This is a genomic window from Paenibacillus tritici (assembly GCF_013204885.1).
In the GTDB taxonomy this organism is placed as follows: domain Bacteria; phylum Bacillota; class Bacilli; order Paenibacillales; family Paenibacillaceae; genus Paenibacillus_AQ; species Paenibacillus_AQ tritici.
In genome coordinates, this window is record NZ_JABMKX010000002.1 from 339,199 (window position 1) to 358,351 (window position 19,153).

The 19,153-nt window shown below is 50.6% G+C and carries 19 protein-coding genes; 6 read left to right on the plus strand and 13 right to left on the minus strand.

Annotated features, from left to right (window positions below; translation table 11 throughout):
• Positions 1-40 precede the first annotated feature (40 nt).
• Entirely contained in the window at positions 41-313 is a 273-nt protein-coding gene (rpsT, locus tag HQN87_RS04600; protein ID WP_039309591.1) for a 30S ribosomal protein S20, read from the plus strand.
• Positions 314-491: 178 nt separating this feature from the next.
• Here the strand turns inward: rpsT and holA are convergent, their stop codons facing one another.
• The 5 genes from holA to HQN87_RS04625 form a co-directional block, all read right to left on the minus strand.
• Positions 492-1,511 carry a DNA polymerase III subunit delta gene (gene holA / locus HQN87_RS04605; protein ID WP_173128464.1) on the minus strand — a complete coding sequence of 340 codons (1,020 nt, stop codon included), beginning with the start codon at positions 1,509-1,511 and terminating at the stop codon, positions 492-494.
• A 286-nt stretch (positions 1,512-1,797) separates the two neighbouring features.
• A complete protein-coding gene (locus tag HQN87_RS04610; RefSeq protein WP_173128467.1) occupies positions 1,798-3,042 on the minus strand; it encodes an anti-sigma factor family protein in 1,245 nt (414 codons plus the stop codon).
• Positions 3,039-3,590, minus strand: coding sequence for an RNA polymerase sigma factor (locus HQN87_RS04615; protein WP_068724820.1), 552 nt, complete (start codon positions 3,588-3,590; stop codon positions 3,039-3,041). Before HQN87_RS04615 ends, HQN87_RS04610 begins: the two co-directional genes overlap by 4 nt.
• Before the next feature lie 191 nt (positions 3,591-3,781).
• The gene (locus tag HQN87_RS04620) at positions 3,782-4,042 is read right to left on the minus strand and encodes a hypothetical protein (protein WP_173128470.1); all 261 of its coding nucleotides are present in this window, start codon (positions 4,040-4,042) and stop codon (positions 3,782-3,784) included.
• A 318-nt stretch (positions 4,043-4,360) separates the two neighbouring features.
• Entirely contained in the window at positions 4,361-5,002 is a 642-nt protein-coding gene (locus HQN87_RS04625; RefSeq protein ID WP_173128473.1) for a bifunctional 2-keto-4-hydroxyglutarate aldolase/2-keto-3-deoxy-6-phosphogluconate aldolase, read from the minus strand.
• A 341-nt stretch (positions 5,003-5,343) separates the two neighbouring features.
• Here HQN87_RS04625 and HQN87_RS04630 point away from each other — a divergent pair, with 341 nt between their 5' ends.
• Positions 5,344-6,297, plus strand: a complete 954-nt coding sequence (locus HQN87_RS04630) for a sugar kinase (RefSeq protein WP_173128476.1) — start codon at positions 5,344-5,346, stop codon at positions 6,295-6,297.
• Positions 6,298-6,457: 160 nt separating this feature from the next.
• Here the strand turns inward: HQN87_RS04630 and HQN87_RS04635 are convergent, their stop codons facing one another.
• The 3 genes from HQN87_RS04635 to HQN87_RS04645 form a co-directional block, all read right to left on the minus strand.
• Positions 6,458-7,483, minus strand: coding sequence for a LacI family DNA-binding transcriptional regulator (locus tag HQN87_RS04635; protein ID WP_173128479.1), 1,026 nt, complete (start codon positions 7,481-7,483; stop codon positions 6,458-6,460).
• A gap of 192 nt (positions 7,484-7,675) precedes the next feature.
• Entirely contained in the window at positions 7,676-8,821 is a 1,146-nt protein-coding gene (locus HQN87_RS04640) for a hypothetical protein (RefSeq protein WP_173128482.1), read from the minus strand.
• Complete coding sequence (locus HQN87_RS04645; protein WP_173128485.1) at positions 8,818-9,357, minus strand: RNA polymerase sigma factor; 540 nt, start codon at positions 9,355-9,357, stop codon at positions 8,818-8,820. Before HQN87_RS04645 ends, HQN87_RS04640 begins: the two co-directional genes overlap by 4 nt.
• A gap of 594 nt (positions 9,358-9,951) precedes the next feature.
• On the opposite strand from HQN87_RS04645, the gene nrdI reads away from it, so the two are divergent.
• The 4 genes from nrdI (at position 9,952) to HQN87_RS04665 (ending at position 14,631) form a co-directional block, all read left to right on the plus strand.
• Complete coding sequence (gene nrdI, locus HQN87_RS04650; RefSeq protein ID WP_039309577.1) at positions 9,952-10,311, plus strand: class Ib ribonucleoside-diphosphate reductase assembly flavoprotein NrdI; 360 nt, start codon at positions 9,952-9,954, stop codon at positions 10,309-10,311.
• Positions 10,298-12,382: a class 1b ribonucleoside-diphosphate reductase subunit alpha gene (nrdE, locus tag HQN87_RS04655; RefSeq protein WP_173128488.1), complete on the plus strand. Its 2,085-nt coding sequence runs from the start codon at positions 10,298-10,300 to the stop codon at positions 12,380-12,382. Before nrdI ends, nrdE begins: the two co-directional genes overlap by 14 nt.
• A gap of 37 nt (positions 12,383-12,419) precedes the next feature.
• Complete coding sequence (gene nrdF / locus HQN87_RS04660; protein ID WP_173128491.1) at positions 12,420-13,379, plus strand: class 1b ribonucleoside-diphosphate reductase subunit beta; 960 nt, start codon at positions 12,420-12,422, stop codon at positions 13,377-13,379.
• A 451-nt stretch (positions 13,380-13,830) separates the two neighbouring features.
• Positions 13,831-14,631, plus strand: coding sequence for an alpha/beta fold hydrolase (locus HQN87_RS04665; RefSeq protein ID WP_173128494.1), 801 nt, complete (start codon positions 13,831-13,833; stop codon positions 14,629-14,631).
• Positions 14,632-14,634: 3 nt separating this feature from the next.
• Here the strand turns inward: HQN87_RS04665 and HQN87_RS04670 are convergent, their stop codons facing one another.
• The 5 genes from HQN87_RS04670 to HQN87_RS04690 all read right to left on the minus strand — a co-directional run bounded on the left by HQN87_RS04670 (position 14,635) and on the right by HQN87_RS04690 (position 19,040).
• Positions 14,635-15,396, minus strand: coding sequence for an ABC transporter permease (locus HQN87_RS04670; protein WP_173128497.1), 762 nt, complete (start codon positions 15,394-15,396; stop codon positions 14,635-14,637).
• Positions 15,389-16,315, minus strand: coding sequence for an ABC transporter ATP-binding protein (locus tag HQN87_RS04675; protein WP_173128500.1), 927 nt, complete (start codon positions 16,313-16,315; stop codon positions 15,389-15,391). The genes HQN87_RS04670 and HQN87_RS04675 overlap by 8 nt, the downstream gene beginning before the upstream one ends.
• 82 nt (positions 16,316-16,397) lie before the next feature.
• Positions 16,398-17,111 carry a response regulator transcription factor gene (locus HQN87_RS04680; protein ID WP_173128503.1) on the minus strand — a complete coding sequence of 238 codons (714 nt, stop codon included), beginning with the start codon at positions 17,109-17,111 and terminating at the stop codon, positions 16,398-16,400.
• The gene (locus HQN87_RS04685) at positions 17,101-17,994 is read right to left on the minus strand and encodes a sensor histidine kinase (RefSeq protein ID WP_173128506.1); all 894 of its coding nucleotides are present in this window, start codon (positions 17,992-17,994) and stop codon (positions 17,101-17,103) included. Before HQN87_RS04685 ends, HQN87_RS04680 begins: the two co-directional genes overlap by 11 nt.
• A gap of 146 nt (positions 17,995-18,140) precedes the next feature.
• Positions 18,141-19,040 (minus strand): glycosyltransferase family 2 protein, encoded by a 900-nt coding sequence (locus tag HQN87_RS04690; protein WP_173128509.1) that lies wholly within the window; start codon positions 19,038-19,040, stop codon positions 18,141-18,143.
• Between the last annotated feature and the right edge of the window lie 113 nt (positions 19,041-19,153).

The following is a 19,153-nucleotide window of genomic DNA, read 5'->3' on the forward strand; positions in this document are numbered from 1 at the left end:
TCATTTGTTGATTTCGAATGTCTTTCAGGAGGTGAATGCAATGCCAAATATCAAATCCGCGGTTAAACGCGTCAAGACGATCGAGAAACGCCGTGCTCTGAACGCTTCCCAGAAGTCCGCGCTTCGTACAGCTGTGAAAACTGCTGATGTAGCACTGACAGGTACGGAAGTTGAAACTGCTCACGCTGCTTTCCAAGCGGCTTCCAAAAAGCTGGACAAGGCTGTAACTAAAGGCCTGGTTCATAAAAATGCGGCTGCCCGCAAAAAATCACGCTTGGCTAAGAAATTGAACGCTCTTAAGGCTCAAGCCTAAGCCAAGGGCGACAATCATAACGAGCAATTGAAGAACCTGACCGCTATGCTGCATACGGTTAGGTTTTTTTATGTTTGTTAACAGCATTATTTGAATTTAGGTGCAACTTTAAAAAGCCTGTACACCCATATGTATCACGGGATGGACAGGCTCTTTTGCAATCGTATACGCTCACAGCTCAGGCTCCAAGGCGCAGCATAAACAGCTCCAGCCCCAGCACCTTATCGACTGCCCCTGTCTTCATCTGATAATCCAGATCGGCCAGAATACTGAGAATCTGCCGCAGACGCTGGCTTCCGAACTTATGAGCCTGCTCCCCGGCAAGCTTAACCGCGTACGGATGCAGTCCGAGCTGGGAGGCAATCTGCCCCTGGGAGTAGCTGAGGGCAGACAAATCCTTGACCTGCAGAATAATTCTGAACTGCCGGGTAATCAGAGAGGCAATCTTGATCGGCTCCTCGCGCTGCTTCAGCAGCTCATAGAGCGTATTTAGCGCCTTATCGAGACGCAGATTCGCAATATCCTCGACCAGCGTAAAGATGTTCTGCTCCGTCCCCCGGTGGACCAGGCTCTCCACGGCTGCTGCATCCACCCGCCCGCCGGTACCGGCGAACAGGCATAGCTTGTCCATCTCTGCCGACAAGCCCTGAAGCCCGGTCCCGCTGCTTGCGATCAGAGCCTCGGCTGTCCCGGGGGCAATCGAGCAGCCGCGTTCGCGGAAGCCCTTCTCCACCCAGCGCAGCAGCTCCTCCGCCCCCAGGGGATTGAACGCCAGCACTGTACCGGCGGTTTTGATGCTTTTGACAATTTTTTTCCGCTCATCCAGCTTGTCGCCGTTCACCATAAATACAATCACACTGAATTCGGCAGGGTGCTGCATATACTCACTCAGCATCTCTACATTATGTTCAAGCTTGACCTTCTCCTTGCCTGCCGTGAACAAAGCCGCATCCCGCACCAGCAGCAGCTTGCGCTCGACCATGAACGGAACCGTCTCCGCTTCTTCTATAACCGCCTGCACCGGAGTTTCGGAGAGATCGAAGGGGATCACCGCGAAATCGCGGTCTTCTTTGGCTATCAGGTGTTCCTCCAGCATGGCCGTGAATTCATTCATCCGGAATTTCTCACTGCCATACAGCAGGTACAGCGGAGAGACCTTCCCTTGTTTGATGTCTTTGGCCGCCGTTTTGGCATCCATCCCGCCACTTCCTTTTCTTGTTTCTTGCCTGGTCGGTATACAACACATACATTCGTACATTTTAACAAAAAAACATCTGAAAACATAGCACACAAAAACGGAGCAACCTCGGCAGCCAGGGCCAAAGTTGCTCCGTTTAAGCGGCGCATCTATATAAACGACGGAGGGAGAAGCTCTAGAAACTCTCCGTGCCGCCGGTCATACCGACGATACTCGCAGGATCCTGTAATTTTTGTTCTCCTACCTTAGCATATTCACCAGGTCCATAAATAGTTCCGGTTATCGCCTATTTTGTGGATGTTGCCGCATCCGGCGTCACAGCCGGGCTGGAATCCGGGGAAGGGACGGCGGAAGCCTCCGGAGAAGTAGAAGGTACCGGTGTTGGTGTTGGTACCGGTGCGCTGAGCTCTGCCGGAACGGTGTACACCTTCGTTGCTTGCGTGCCATCCTGAAGCTGCGACACATAGGTGAACTGGCTGCCATCTCCCGACCACTCACCGGAGACCCAATCCCCCTCTACAGGAAGAGAGGTCAGCGCCACGCGTTCTCCTGTCCCCTCTGCGGGCGAGCTGTAGATTACCACCTGCTTGCCGGCCAGCTCTGCGGTGTAGCGCCCGTCCGGAGAAGGCCATGAAGTCTCGGCAGCCATCAGGCTAAACGCCTCCGGCTCTGCAGGGGTTGGAGTCGGTGCTATCCGGGCATCTCCAGCCGGCTTGTCATCCGAAGCAATCTCTTGCCCCGGTGTACTCAGAATCGTACTCTTGGGGCCTGCGGACTGAGTATTCGCCTGACCGCTGCTCCGGGGGCTGTCCGCCGGAGGCGAAGTAGCCGTACTTTTGTGTAGCGGAGGAGCTTCTGTTACAACAGGCTCCTTGCTCATGGCAGGACCGCTAACGGCTCCTGCCGCTGTGTCAGCATTCTCACTGGGGGCAGGCGGTGTATTCTTCAGATTAACGTCCGCAGAATCACTCGGCATTACCTGATCCATGGAGCTGACATCCCCGCTGCCGCCGCTGTCCGCCTGTCCGGCAGCCGGAGCTGAATTCTCTGCGCTCCCCGTTCTCAGGCTGGAGCTTGCCGCCTCATTGCTGTTTTTATCATAAGCCATGTTCATGTCCGCACCCGGTATACTCTCCGGCATTTTGAGTATGGCAAAGAGCAGAATCACCGCTGCCGCAGCAGCACCTATGCCTGTCCGCTTAGCCAGGGAACCGCCCTTGGGCGTCTTCTCGCGGGTGCTTGAACGTGTAAAGGGAATAACCTTGGGATCTTCCGGCTCCATCACAGCAGGCTCTTCCCGGACACCCCGGTCCAGCTGCTCCAGCTGAGGCAGGATAGAGTCGACCAGACTGAACGGCGGCTTCACCTCCGGAAGCTGTTCAAGCTGCTCGGAGAGCATCGTCAGCCGGTCCAAGACTTCCGCGCAGGAAGGACAATCGTCGATATGACGGAACATTTCAAGCATTTCTTCCTGACTGAGATCATGATCTAAATAGCGGTGCATCCATTCCATCACCTCCGCGCACTTCATCCTGACACACCACCTTTCTGATACTCCTGAAGTCTATTCTGCAGTTGCTGCCGCGCCCGGAACAGGTAAGATTTCACCGTGTTCAAAGGCAGATCCAGACAATCTGCAATCTCGTTGTAAGAAAAATCCTGTAAATAGCGAAGCACGATCACGGTCCTGTGATGCTCCGGAAGCTGGTCAATGGCCTCACGGATATCCTCCGCCAGATAACCCGACATCACTTCGCGCTCTACGTTATGTTTATTATCCTGGAACACCATTTCGTGTTCATCAATAGAAACTGTAGGCTTCGTTCTCCGGAATTTGTCAATACATATGTTGGTTACTATCCGCTGAACCCATGTTTTGAACTGAGCCTTCTCCTCATAGGAGCCGATCTTGGTGTACACCCGGATCAACGCTTCCTGGGAGGCATCCAGAGCATCTTGTTCATTATGCAGAATATAGAAGGCCGTCTTATATACATGCCCTTCAATTTCGCGCAATAGGGTGATTAGAGCGTCGCGATCGCCCGCTTGAGCGGCTCTGATGAGTCCCTGCTCCACCACGAAGGTTCCCCCTCTCTATGCAATCTTACTGACGCGCAAGACTGCGAATTTGTTGCAAGCTGTAATCATTTTTTTATAGTCCACAATCCCTACTAAGCATACAAGGGATGCTGCAATCATTCAAATACTCTTTTTATAGAAGTTAGTTACAGAAATGACATGACAAGCCGTCCGCTCCGTACCAGACCAGGCTACGAAGAAGACGGCTCCTTCAATGTATATAATGTTGTAGCACACAGCAGGAGCACCGCATAATTCTCTCTGGAATCATCATCAAGCACATATACTTCCCCCTGCTCAAAAAGTTGCGGATGATTATAGTTACGGTGCAGTTGATAAATCGCTCCTGCGCTCACCCTGCAGCCATGTACTGCAGTTCTGATTCCCACATAATCGGCTTCTTCTATTATCAGTGTCGGGTACAGCTTGCTGCGAAGCTCATCGCCGGTCATGGCATCACCTTTCAGGTCAACTTCTCAAATATCGGCAGGCGCTTATGCACCATCCCTATAGCTAAGTATTGCCCTGATCATCAGCATTTCCATCATTTACACCCGCTGACTATCTCCGCCCCCGGCAACAAGCAAATGGAAAAACGTATCTTAATTTCCTGATTACCGAGCATGATAGGCAAGCAAGTGGACATGGCTTTGCCCTCCTTTTAATGGATGGTACCGTTTCAACAAAAAATGCCTTGCCCCATAGAGACAAGACATTCCTATTATATGGAGAGTCTCCAGATCGGCGAGCGAGTCTGGCTTAATTCTAAGTTACAGGCCTTTGATCTCCTTGAACTTCGCTACATACTGCGCAGCCAGCTCCGTGATCTGGTCATAACGGCCTTCCTTGGCCGGTGCAGTCAGATTGCCGCCGATACCGACAGCGATGCAGCCGTTATTGATCCATTTCTCCATATTGTTCAAATCCACGCCGCCGGTAGGCATAATGTTCACGTGCGGCATAGGACCCTTGACAGCCTTGACATAATCCGGTCCGAACGCACTGCCAGGGAACAGCTTCAGCACATCCACGCCCAGCTTCAGGGCTTCCTTCATTTCATTCAGCGTCATGCAGCCTGGCATATACGGAATGCCGTACAGATTACACATCTTGGCGGTATCTTCTTCAAAAGACGGGCTGACCACAAATTCCGAGCCTGCCAGAATAGCGATTCTTGCCGTAAGCGGGTCAAGCACAGTACCGGCACCAATCACAGCGCGGCCCCCATATTCGGCAACGAGGCGCTTGATCGCTACTTCTGCACCCGGAGTCGTAAAGGTAACTTCTATATTGTTCAGTCCGCCCTCTATACAGGCTACCGACATTGCATAGGCATCATCCGCATTGTCCGCACGGATAACGGCTACTACGCCGACAGATGTGATATTCTGCAATACTTTAATTTTTTTCATGGTAGAAACTCCCTCTCTGGTTATATTTCAAGCAAGAATATTAATTTAGATAAACTAATTTATCTAATTTACTAACATCAGGCAGTATCCCTCTAAGAAAATAGTAATAATAATGTCGCCATCAGTCAATATATATTTATCCGCGCAGAGGCATCCTTCTTCAAATCTATGCACAAAACACTTATGTATCAACGTTCTACGGACTTTCACGCTCATTTCCCGCCCCAAATTTTCCCGCTGGATGAGCAATGCTATATTGTACAAAACCGTTTTATGTGATAATTTCAACTTATATTCTATTCCACACCATAATAACGGTTTCATTTTAGGAGGAACTATTGATGAACAAACAACTGGATGCAGTTACATTCGGAGAGCCGATGGCCATGTTCTACGCCAATGAAGCCGGCCCCTTACATGAGGTCACTTCTTTCTCCAAGGCGCTGGCAGGTGCAGAGAGCAATGTAGCGACCGGATTATCGCGCCTTAAGCATCTGACCGGTTATGTGACCAAGCTGGGCGAAGACAACTTCGGGCAATTCATCGTCTCAGCACTGAACAAGGAGAAGATTGATACCGCCAGCATCACAACTACCCCGGAATTCCCCACAGGTATGCTGATCAAATCCAAGGTACTGACCGGAGATCCCAAGGTTGAATATTTCCGCAAAAATTCCGCCGCCTCCAAGCTGAGCCTGGCCGACTTCAATGAGGAATACTTCGCTTCCGCAGGCCATCTGCATGTAACGAGCATCTCTGCTGCGCTCTCGGCTTCCTGTCACGAGTTCTCGCTGCATGCCATGGAATTCATGAAGCAGCGCGGCGCAACCGTATCGCTCGACCCGAATCTGCGTCCTACCCTCTGGCCGGACACCGAAACCATGGTCAACACAATTAATGATCTGGCGACCCGCTGCGACTGGTTCCTGCCTGGACACAGCGAAGGCAAGATCCTCACCGGCCTTGAGACGCCGGAGGAGATTGCCGGGTTCTATCTGGAGCGCGGCGTATCGCTTGTAGTGATCAAGCTCGGTCCTGAGGGTGCATACTACAAAACCTCCGCTGGTGAAGAAGGTTATGTGGACGGCTTCAAGGTAGAGCAGGTTGTGGATACTGTTGGTGCCGGAGACGGCTTCGCGGTTGGCGTCATCAGTGCCATGCTGGAGAAGCTGAGCGTAGCCGAAGCCGTGAAGCGCGGCAATGCAATCGGCGCACTCGCCGTAATGTCGCCTGGCGATATGGATGGACTTCCGACCCGCGATGAGCTGGAAGCTTTCATGAACGCAGGCGTGTAATGTAAGCAGACCTTCTGGTGCTGCAAAAGGAGCCTAGCTGCTATCCATCCTTAGCTTCTCAAGCCCCTTGGATAGCTTGTTCACAAATAAGGACCGCCACATGAAGCCTTACGGCTTGGAGAGCGGTCCTTTTGGTATGCAGATCGAATAGCAAACCGTTTTAATTCGAATGGGCCGGTGATTGTACAGAGGCTCCCTGCTGCAAGGAAGGCGGAAATCTGTAAGTGATAGGGATTGCGCCGTCCGCATCGTTGATCAATGAGAGCATAATCTTCGCTGCCTGCATCCCCATCTCGTAAGCAGGCTGACGGATCGTAGTAATGTCAGGATTGTAGATTCGGGCGAATTCGGCATCGTCAATGCCGATAACCGACAACTGGCCGGGGATCGCAATGGCATGGCGGTTCGCATATTTAAGAATTTCGCCCAGCACCAGATCATTGGCGGCAAGCAGCGCTGTCGGCGGCTGGGGCAGCTGCAGCAGCTCGTCCAGTGCAGCAGCGATATCTTCGCGGGGCACACTGCGCATGTATGAGTCCAGCAGCGGCAGACCGGCCTCCTCCATCGCCTTCTTGTACCCGCTCATTCTCTCTTTGCGCGGGGTAATCGCATGGACTCCCAGCGGCAGCGATAGAATAGCAATCGCTTCATGGCCGTAGCTGCTCAGCTCCCGGACGGCTGTCTTCACCGCCATCTCGTTATCCAGCAGCAGGCTCTGGGTAGTGATTCCGTCCACCAGCCGGTCCATGAAGACCAGCGGGTATTCCGCTTCAATTAATCGGGTGTAGGGTGCGGGCTGATCTCCTGCCGGGAAAATAATCAGCCCATCCACCTGCCGGGCGACCAGCGTCTCCACATAAGTATTCTCCTTATCGGCGTTCTCGTCCGAGTTGCAGATGATCACCTGAATCCCATGGCGCTGCAGCTCATTCTCGATCGCCCGGATACACTGGATGGACAGCGAATAATCAATATTGGCTACAATAATGCCAACCATATGCGTGCGGTTCTGCTTCAGGCTGCGGGCCAGGCCATTCGGCTGGTAGTTCAGCTCGTCAATAACCTCGGCGATGCGGTTTTTGGTCGCCTCACTCATATATTTGAACCGTTTATTCAAAAATTGCGAGACTGTGCTTTTCGATACGCCTGCCTTCTGGGCCACATCCTCAATGGTCAGCTTCTTCATTTACCCCGCTCCACTCTTCTATATATAGAAGTCCAATAATAAACACAGACAAAGTTTACTTGATGATATTATCAAAATTATAGCTTTATTTTAGTAAATTATCTACTTGAATCGGATTAAGCAGCAGACAGCAAAGAAGAACCCTGTAGTCTCACCAGGATTCCTCTATTCGATGCTACAAATACAGAACACTCACATCCCTGTCGGGACTGGTTCTATGTGCTCTCCGAATTCATTATAGTACCAATCATAATACCACTGCTGGCCGAGCAGCAACGCCATGTCAGCTTCGCGCTTCTTTCCTTGTATCTCATAAACGGCTGTTTGCTTCTGTCCTTTAATATCGATCCCGATCTTGCTCTCAACGTTCTGTTTCTCACCTGTAGCTAAGTCGTATAATACACCATGCATCTCATAAGCGTTCCGTCCATTCTTCGTATAATATACAACCAGCATACCTTCATTCACATGATCAAAAGCAATATACGATCTGTGAACAGAAAGATCGTAGCCTTCGCCGGCGTAGTCATACAGCTCACGTGAAACTGCCGTTTCTCCGGCCGCCGCTGCGGTTACATTCACTACAAAGAACTTATCCTGTGTTCTGCTATTTTTCTTACCCAAGGTAAAGGTAGCGCTACTCATGATAACATAATCGCCACCGGCATAGATTCCGGACAGTTCATAGTAGCTCTGTGAACCGCCCGCGTAGAGCGGCAAGGTGTATATCCGCTTGGCTGTAGCTTCCGACAGCTCAGGCTGCCCTTTGGGAGACAGATATAATGCATAAGGCTCAGTAGGATGTGTGTATCCAGGCTTGCTGTAATTCACCATCGGAGGCGGAGGCGACCAGACGATACCGGCATTAGTCTCCACGGCACGCGCACTTGCCCTGTCTCTGTTCATGGGCAGGGGCATATAGTACTTCATCCCGCCTAGCTCGAATTCCGCAGAGCCGAGCGGGGGCTGATAAGCCCCCGGCGATGCCGAAGGGGCTGCTGAAGCAGACGGCGACGGCTGCACCACAGCCGCTCCCGAGCTTGGCTTGAATAGCGAGGCCAGCTTCGCTGCCGGGCCGGAATCGGCCCCCGGGCCAAATGGCCAGATCAGCACACTGATTAGCAGCACCGCTGCCAGTCCGCCCAGCACCGCGGCCCGCCCGAACCGGCGGCGGTGTCCGCTTTTGCCCGGTGAGCCTTCTGCCGCAGCCTCTTCAATCCGCGCCATGAGCTGTGGCGTGAATCCCGGCTCTAAGAGCGGGTTGCGCCCGGCTTGCTTGTACCAGTCCTTTTCCCCGCTCATCACCTTCACTTGTTCATCCTCATATCTCGTCTTCACAGGTCTTCCTCCTTCATCGCCGTTCTCACTTTCATTCTGGCCCGGCCAAGACGCGATTTGACCGTCCCCTGCGCGATCCCGAGCAGTGCTGACAGTTCAGCGACAGATAGATCCTGCTGAATATCCAGCACCAGCACCTCTCTGTACTTATCCGGCAGCTCCATGATGATCTCCCAGATGCGGTTGGCGTACTGATTGCCGATAGCCTCTTGTTCTGCGGACAAGGTGCCTCCCTGATCCTGATGGCTTCCCAGCGGAGTGAACCTCCGCCAGAAGCTGTTACGCCTTAAGCTGAATGCGGTGTTGCGGGTGATGGTGAGCAGCCAGGTTTTCAAGGTCGCTTGGCCCCGGTACTTGCCGATACTCTTGTATGCCTTAAGGAATACCTCCTGGCTGATATCACTGGCCTGCTCCCGGCTGCGGGTTAAGAAAAAAGCATAATTCCATACGTCCGAACCATAAGTCTCCATCATCTCACGAAGGGATATAGACGGAACGCAGGTCATGTTATAGGGTAATTCGTTGCTACGATCCATACTTCTCTCCCCTCTCACCCAATAAGACTCACGCGGGCAGAAACGGTTCCCTTTTATATGTGGACTGATTGCACTTCCTGCAATAGAACGGACGATATTCGACGTTAAAACCTATTCTATTGCATTTCCTACAGTAGAATTTGGAAAATCTGCTCCAATCCCCTTCATTTGCTGAAATCAAGTGTACAAAATGCAACAGATCCCATTTCCCCCGAGAATTCGAGTCCATCTAATGTATAAAATGCAATCACATCCGTATTCACCGGAGTCTGAATGCCTGATCAATCCGCAGACGATTCCCCTTCGCCAAACGCCCCATTCGGACCATTCCCCCGCGCAGCAAATTGCTTAAAAAAAATACTAATAAATTATAAGAGAATAGAATGCAGGCGGGGCGTGGGATTGGCCATTTCAACCCGCATTTTCCGGGCCTGGGAGGGGTTGTTCGTCACTTGACTTTTCAATATATGGTATATAAAATGATTAAGCATTACTAAATATAGTGTATATAATAGAAAAGCCAATAAATCTAGTGAAATGGCCCATCATCATTTGTCAAGTAGAAAGAGCTAATGTTATAGGAGGTTAGGGACCATGCTGATTGCTTACGATTCCAAGACTGGCAACGTTAGAAGGTTCATCAATAAACTGAAGCTTCCCGCTGTTCAAATCGAAGAGCATATGACGATCGACGAGCCTTACGTGCTTGTTACATACACCACCGGATTTGGACAGATTCCAGAGAAGGTATCCTCATTCTTAGAGAAGAACCATTCCAGGCTCAAAGGCATCGCCGCGAGCGGCAACAAAAACTGGGGTGAGCTATATGCGCACAGCGCAGATCTGATTGCACAGCGTTACAACGTACCGGTGGTCGGCAAGTTTGAATTGTCGGGAACATTTGGTGATGTACAGCGCATAAAACAGGAGGTGGACCGGGTTGCGGCATATTGAACTGAACAACATGTTGATGAAGAGAGACGAAAGCGGCTTTTTCCAATTGGATAAGGACCAGGAGGCGGTAGCCGAGTTCATGCGGGATGTGGAGCGGCGCAGCCTGACCTTCACAACTACCAAAGCGAAGATTGATTATATGATTGCCAATGATTACTACGAGGACCTGTATGACCGTTATTCTGCGGCTGAGATGGAGGATGTCTACCGGATTGCCCACGAATATAATTTCCAGTTCCCTTCCTATATGGCGGCTTCCAAGTTCTATACGGACTATGCTGTCAAAAGTAATGACCGCAAGCAGTACCTGGAGCATTATCCGGACCGTGTAGCTGTCGTAGCCTTGCATCTGGGACGCGGCAATGTGGAGACGGCCCGTACACTGGCCCGCTCGATGATGGAGCAGCGCCTGCAGCCTGCTACGCCAACCTTCCTCAATGCCGGCAAAAGCCGCCGCGGTGAGATGGTCTCCTGCTTCCTGCTGGAGATGGACGATTCGCTGAATTCGATCAACTATGTGCTGAACACCTGCATGCAGCTGTCGAAGATCGGCGGCGGTGTTGCCGTCAATCTGTCCAAGCTGCGATCGCGCGGCGAGACGATTAAGGGTGTCGAGGATGCGGCCAAAGGCATCATGCCTGTCCTGAAGCTCATGGAAGACGGCTTCTCCTACGCCGACCAGATGGGTCAGCGCAAGGGTTCGGGCGCGGCTTATTATAATATTTTTGGCTGGGATGTACTCGAATTCCTGGACAGCAAGAAGATCAACGCCGACGAACGGACACGCCTGAAGACGTTGTCTATCGGCCTGATCGTGCCTAACCGCTTCTACAAGCTCGCACAGGATAATCAGCCGCTGCATGTGTTCGCTCCTTATACAGTCTATCAGGCGTACGGTACGCATCTGGATGACATGGATCTGGACGTCATGTACGACACCCTGCTCGCCGATCCGCGGGTGAAGAAAAGAATCGCCATGAGCGCACGCGACATGCTGACCAAGATCGCCATGATCCAGCTTGAATCGGGCTACCCATATATTATGAACAAGAGCAACGCCAACGCTGCTCATGCCCTGCGGAATGTGGGCCAGATCAAGATGTCCAACCTGTGCACCGAGATTTTCCAGTTGCAGGAGACTTCGGAGATCAATGATTACGGGCAAGAGGATGCCATCCGCCGCGATATTAGCTGCAACCTGGCTTCACTGAATATCGTGAATGTGATGGAGCACGGCAAGATCCGTGAATCCGTACATGAAGGGATGCTGGCATTGACTGCGGTCAGTGATATGACTACGGTCTCCAACGCTCCGGGCGTAGCCAAAGCGAACAAGGAGATGCACTCCGTGGGTCTGGGCGTGATGAATCTGCATGGATACTTTGCCAAGAACAAGGTGGCTTATGAGAGTGAGCAGGCCCGTGATTTCGCCCGTACCTTCTTCATGACGATGAACTATCATTCGATTGAGAAAAGTATGGAGATCGCCGCCGAGACCGGTGAGACCTTCTATGGCTTCGAGCAGTCCGACTACGCCAGCGGCGTGTATTTCGACCGTTATCTGACTACAGACTACCGTCCGGTTACGGCAAAAGCGCAGGAGCTGTTCGAGGGGATCTACATTCCTACCACCGAGGATTGGAAAGAGCTGCGTGACAAGGTTATGCAGAACGGATTGTACCATGCCTACCGTCTGGCGATTGCGCCTACAGCGAGCATCTCGTACATCCAGAATGCCACCTCCAGCGTAATGCCGATTGTAGAGCAGATCGAGACCCGCACCTATGCCAACTCGACCACCTACTACCCGATGCCTTACCTGCGTCCGGACAATGTGTTCTATTATAAATCCGCCTACCAGATGGACCAGTTTAAGGTGATTGATCTGATTGCGGAAATTCAGCCCCATATCGACCAGGGCATCTCGACGGTCCTGCATGTGAACAGTGATGTAACGACACGTGAGCTGGCACGCTCTTACCTGTATGCGGCGCACAAGGGACTGAAATCCCTGTACTACACCCGGACCAATAAACTGTCTGTCGAGGAATGCCTGTCCTGCTCTATCTAAGAGCGGGCACGGGTACAGAAAGGGAGAATATACGATTATGAGCGCAATCCAAGCCGTGAACTGGAACCGTCCCGACGACGATTTCTCGCTGATGTTCTGGAATCAGAATATTATGCAGTTCTGGACCGACGACGAAATTCCATTATCCGATGACAAAATGTCCTGGCTCACGCTGAGTGAGATCGAAAAGGACTCCTATATGAAGGTGCTGGGCGGATTGACCCTGCTGGATACGATTCAGGGCGGCGTGGGTATGCCGCAGATTATGGAGCATGTGGACGGCTTGCAGCGCAAGGCGGTTCTCGGCTTCATGGGGATGATGGAGCAGATTCATGCGAAATCCTACAGCAGTATTTTCACCACACTGGCTTCCACCGAGCAGATTGACGGGATCTTCCGCTGGGTGGAGGACAACACGTTCCTGCAGTTCAAGGCAGCGACGATCTCTGAATATTATTCTAAGATTGAAACGAAGAAAGACCTCTATCTGGCGATGTCCGCATCGGTTCTGCTGGAGAGCTACCTGTTCTATAGCGGCTTCTTCTACCCGCTCTATCTGGCCGGACAAGGCAAAATGACCTGCAGCGGCGAGATCATCGACCTGATCCTGCGCGATGAGAGCATCCACGGCGTCTATGTCGGCGTGCTTGCCCAGGAGATTTTCGAAGAGCTGTCCGAAGAGGACCAGAGCGATGTCTACCAGACCCTGGTGGGTCTGCTGCGCCTGCTGCATGCAAATGAGGAGCAATACACCGAGCAGATCTACGCGCCGATTGGTCTGGTGGAGGAAGTGAAGACGTTCCTGCGCTACAATGCCAACAAGGCGATGATGAACCTCGGCCATGATCCGCTGTTCGATGAAGAAGAGATCAACCCGATCGTGCAGAACGGGATCAGCACCCACACCAAGCAGCATGACTTCTTCTCGAAGAAGGGCAACGGGTATGTGCGGGCTATGAATGTGGAGCCTTTGCGGGATGAGGATTTTAAGTTTTAAGTGGGTAGATTGAACTTGTAAATACCGATTCCGGGATAATCGTGGCTCCAGAGAAGTTTTGGACTTCCGGCCGCTGTTGTATACAGATTTCCTTGATTAGACCGCTGTTCGCGGTAGAAATCCGTATACAAAGGCGGACGCTAACGCTCCTACAGTTCCAAAATTCCCTTCCGCCACTTACCCTTTATTTGTAATTAACAAGTTCAATCTATAGGATAGTATGTATAAAAAGCCCCCGTCAGCTTGGACAAGCTGACGGGGGCTTTTTTTGTGAGACACAGTTCTAGGCCCTGCGAAGGTCCTGAGTAAACATCGAAACCCAAGCTCCACTTTTCACTGAAACGGTACCGTCCCCAAAAGGAAGGCAAAGCCGAATCTATATATGAGACCATACGGGTGTTGAGACGTAGGAGTAGGGATGGGTATTTTTACAAGAATGAGGTGTGGTGGTATGGCCTTACATATTCAAGAATACGGGGATCGGAGCGCGGATTGTCTGATGATCTTCCTGCATGGCGGCGGCGTGAGCGGCTGGATGTGGGAGAAGCAGGTTAAGGCTTTTGCCCGCTACCACTGTGCGGTACCCGATCTGCCCGGACACGGGCTAAGTTCAGATGCACCTGAATTCTCTATCCGCAGCAGTGCAGCAGAACTGCTCCAATGGATTGAAGACCACGCTGGCGGCAAGAAAGTCGTCGTTATAGGCTTTTCGCTGGGCGCACAAGTGTTGACTCAAATGCTGGGCATGCAGCCTGCGCTCATTGATTATGCCATCATTAACAGTGCTCTGGTCAGACCGGTCTCCTATGCTGCAAGATGGATCAGACCGGCTGCCAGATTATCCTTCCCCCTGATCCAATACAGATGGTTCTCCAGGCTTCAGGCCAAGACACTATATCTGGGCGATGAATACCTGGAGCGGTATTATGAAGAGAGCTGCCGGATGCAGCCTGAGACCCTGATCACCGTGCTGGAAGAGAATATGTCATTCTCCATCCCCCCCGGGTTCAGCGAGGCCGCAGGCAAGATATTAGTAACCGTCGGCGAGCAAGAAAAAGCTGTGATGAAGCAATCCGCCCAAGACCTTGTTGACGCGAGCTCCCACTGTATCGGCGTGATGATCCCCGGGGTTGGACACGGAGTCTCTCTGGCGAGGCCAGAGCTTTTCAACGGGCTGGTGGATGCCTGGATACACGACAGGGATCTGCCCGGGGGATATATAAGAATGGCAGCCGATCGCCCCCGGAAGTAATCTCTAGTTCAGATCCTCCTTCAGCTTATACCTGACGGCAAGGATGCCAAATAATAGAATGGCTGCGGCCGCAACGCCAAACGTATGCACTATGTCAGCTGTACTATTGAAATCCTTGACCCGCACAAGCGTATTGATCAGCAGATATTTGCTCAGATGAATGCCGGTAAGCTGAGCCTCCAGGGCCGCCAACACCATGCCGATCACATTCAGTGCCAGAATAAATCCCGCGCTCAGGCTGATGAGCAGGTTTTTGGCGATCATGGCAATACAGAGAATAAGGATCGAGAACGCCCAGTGCAGCAGGAATTGGCCGATTAGCAGTGTAATGAGTGTGGCAAGGTCCCCCAGAGCCGTATGGTCAAAAAACAGCCTTCTTCCGGCCCCGTCAGCAATCAGCATCGTCAGAAACATCATCGCCACAAAAATGGCGAGAATGATCAATTTTGAGCATACGGAGTGGAGTCTTGCGTTACGCATGGAAATGTAATTTTTGTGGAAGCCGGAATTAAATTCGCTCATATAAAAATAGATCGTGAACACCGCAATATAGATCAGCATCCATGAAGGCGGCTGCGAGATGTTATACTGGATGAATTCGCTCTCCGTTAAGCGGCTGACTGGAATAGCACCCTCCACCGGCTGCTCGTATTTCTTCATCATGAAGATGCCGAAGATTTGAAAAGCGCAGAACAACAGCAGCAGCAGATACATCATTCTATTTCTCCCGAACCGGTGCAGGTCCATCTTAAGCAGATTAATCATGCCGTTCACCTGCACTTTCCGTGCGTTCCAGAAAATATTGCTCCAGGCTCTGCTTGTGCTTTGCTATGGAATCTATCATTATCCCCTGCTCCGACAGCACCTTGACGATCTGCCGGATGTGGATATTCTCGTCATATACATACACCGTCCGGCTGTCCACCACCTTATATTTCGTGATATTCAGCTCGCGCTCCAGCACCGGAAGGGCTGCCCGGGCTTCCTCCACTCCAAGCTCAATCCGTTCCTCGCAGCGCTGCTGCAATTCTTCCCGCGAGAGAACCTCGATGAACTCTCCCTGATGAATAATGACGTATTTGGTGGCGATCTTCGATAGCTCCTCCAGGATATGGCTGGAGATCAGAATCGTTAAGCCCGCTGTGTTCAGCTCCAGAATCAACTGCCGTATCTCCACAATGCCCTGCGGGTCCAGCCCGTTAATCGGCTCATCCAGAATCAGCACATCGGGACTGCCGAGCAATGCCACCGCTATCCCCAGCCGCTGCCTCATACCCATGGAATAGCTTTTAACTTTGGCAGTATTCTTGCTATCGAGTCCTACCAGCTGCAGCAATTTCTCTATCGCCGCGTTCCTGTCCCCCAGACCATACGCCATGGCGAGCAGATTCAAATTCTCGTAAGCTGAAACATTCGGGTATAACCCGGGATTCTCAATCAGTACACCCATCCGCTCGAAAAAAGACTGCTCCCCAGCCGCAGCACGGTTGAAGAAATGCAGCTCTCCCGAGGTCGGATACACGAGTCCGCCGATCATCTTCAGCAGGGTGGATTTACCCGCCCCGTTCCTCCCGATGATCCCGACAATCTCCCCTCTGTAAATCTTGAGATCGGCATTTCGTACCGCCGTTTTCGATTTGTACATCTTGGTAAGTCCGCATATTTCAATCATGCAATCTGTCATGGCTGCCACCTCCTTACCCTAAGTTAACAGGATGAAGACTAAGATATCGCCAATAAAAGGTTAAGAAAGTTCAAAGCTGTGCTCATCTGCTCAGCCTGAAGCCGATGCCCCAGATCGTATCAATATAGGCTTCACTGTCATGCGGTTTGATTTTGTTGCGGATATTGCTGATATGTACGGTTATGGTTTTGTCCTCCCCCAGATAGACCTCGTTCCAGGCGAGCTCATAGAGATCCTGCTTGGTGAACACGCGGGTAGGATTCTTAAGCAGCAGTTCTACAATTCTGTATTCCTGCCGGGTCAGATTAAGCGCTGTTCCGTGAATTCGCACACTGTAATCCACACTATCCAGCACCAGATTCTTATGTCTGAATTCATTCACCGGCTCCTCCCCAGTTGTTCGCTGGATATGGACATGGATGCGGGCAATCAGCTCCTCCAGCTCAAAGGGCTTGGTCACATAATCATCCGCGCCCAGCGTGAACAGATTCAGCTTATGATCGAGCTGGTCCTTGGCCGAGAGGATAATTACCGGAGTCCCGGAATTCCGCTCCTTGCGCAGGCTGTGCATGAACGCCTCCCCGGACAACCCCGGCAGCATCAGATCCAGCACGATCAGGTGATACTCCCGCTCCGCCAGGTTCAGCAGCCCTTCACTGCCCGAATAAGCGCGGGTGCACAGAAATCCTGCGGCGGTAAGCCCGTCATGGATAATCCCGTTAATATGCTCGTCATCCTCAACGATGAGAATTCGCCTGCGGTTCCCGTCCCTGCTGCCGTTAACATTAGTGTACATGGGCATACTCCTTTCCCGTTGTCTTGAAGGCTATGCTAATCCTGAAGGTATCCGCTGTACATTCGGCCTCTGCGTATCCGTTCATTTTCTCGATCAGCGCCTTCACAATCGAAAGTCCAAGACCGGAGGAATGGAGGGTACGCGACGGATCTTCTTTGTAAAAGCGGGTAAATATCTTCTCCGTATCCACTGTACTGCCCGCCTTCAGCCGGTTAGTGAAGCGTATACACAGCGTATCCTGCCTATCCTGGACTTCGACCGAAAGCGGGCCTGCCCCGTGGATGAAATAGTTGCCGATAATATTGGAGAATATTCGCTCTATAGCATTCGTATCCCCCATGACCAGCGCGGACCGCTCCGGCAGCCGGAGTTCAGGCTCCTCCCCGGAACGGGTGAAGTCATCAAGGAAGGTGAACAGATTCCGCTTCAGCACCTCCATAACCTCAACCGGCTGCAGCTCAAACACATATTCAGGATTCTGCAGCTTCGTATACAGAAACAGCTCATCCACCAGCTTGATGATCTGCTGTATTCTCGACTGGGCAAGCCTTACATACTGGCTCTTCTCCTGCTCCGCCCCCGCCCGCAGCGCCAATTGAAGATAACCGTCCAGGGAAGTGAGCGGCGTCCGGATATCATGGGAGAGACTAATAATCGTAGAGTTCATCTCCTGATTCTTGCGGCTGAACTGCTCATCCATAGCTCTCTGGCGGCTCAGCAGCATATTGCACTCCCGGACCAGCCTGTCGATCTCCCTCGGCTTCAATTGCGTAGCTACAAACTTACGGGATTGATGCTCCATAATAAAAGACAGTTGACTGCTGATCTGCTTAATCTGGCTTTTGTAGTTCAGCAGGTAGAGCGTCTGGAATATCAGCAGCATTAAGAGTCCTGCCAGGACAATAAGGATAGGATCACTTCCTTTCTTATGAATCTTATTATATACGATTTTGATTTACCTTTATCATTGTCGCTACACACAAAGTAGCGCGCGCCGATTGAATATGACGCACGCTGACTCCTTAACTTTTAATACTTGATTTTCACATTTTCAAGCTCTCCATTTAATACCTGAATGCGTTCAATTATGAATCTCGCACACTTTTTAAATAGAATATCATTACCAATGTAATTAGATCTTATGAAATAATTATTTAATCTTAGAAGGGAGTTATGAAGGAAAAATATAAATGCTTTTAAATTCATTTGATTTTTGAGCGTTTTTTCTTCCATTATTTTAATGATTTCAATTAAGTCACTCATTCTTCTCGGATTATCATAATTGGTACATAATGAACCTGACCTTCTTTTATAATGATACAGTGCTTCAGCAATATATTGCACAGAATGTACAGATCGAAAGTATTCATAACAAACCAGCAGATCTTCGTATATTAATCCTTCTGGAAAACATATTTCTCTCAACTGAAACACAGATGTTCTAAATAGTTTATTCCAAATGAAACCGGAAACATTTCTTTGCTCAAGAATATTCAGACAGGCAGCTTCCCCTGATACCGTGCTGTAATAAGGAGAATCCTCAGTAAACTCTCCATTATAAGAAACTCTCACACCACAAACTACTGCATCAATATTTTCATTCATATACCCGATCATAATTTTGCAGTAGTCCCTATCAATTGTATCGTCACAATCAACAAAACAAACATATTCTCCTGTGCAATAACTAAGCCCCTTATTTCTGGCACTACTAACGCCTTGATTTTTTTGTTCAACTAGTAAAACCCTACTGTCTTTTTCCATGTATAACTCAATATATTTTTTGGTATTATCAGTAGAACCATCATCAACCACTATTATTTCCAAATTATTGTATGATTGATTAATCAAACATTCCAGACAAGTTTCAATATATGCTTCTCCATTAAAAACCGGCACAATAATTGTTGTTTTATGGTTATTTTTCAAATAAACCCTCCTAAATCAGCGTATATTAACAGTTGTAACTCTCCATTAACTTATATTGCAATATCATACTGAATACACATTTATCTCGCATGAATTTACCGTGAATAGTCAAT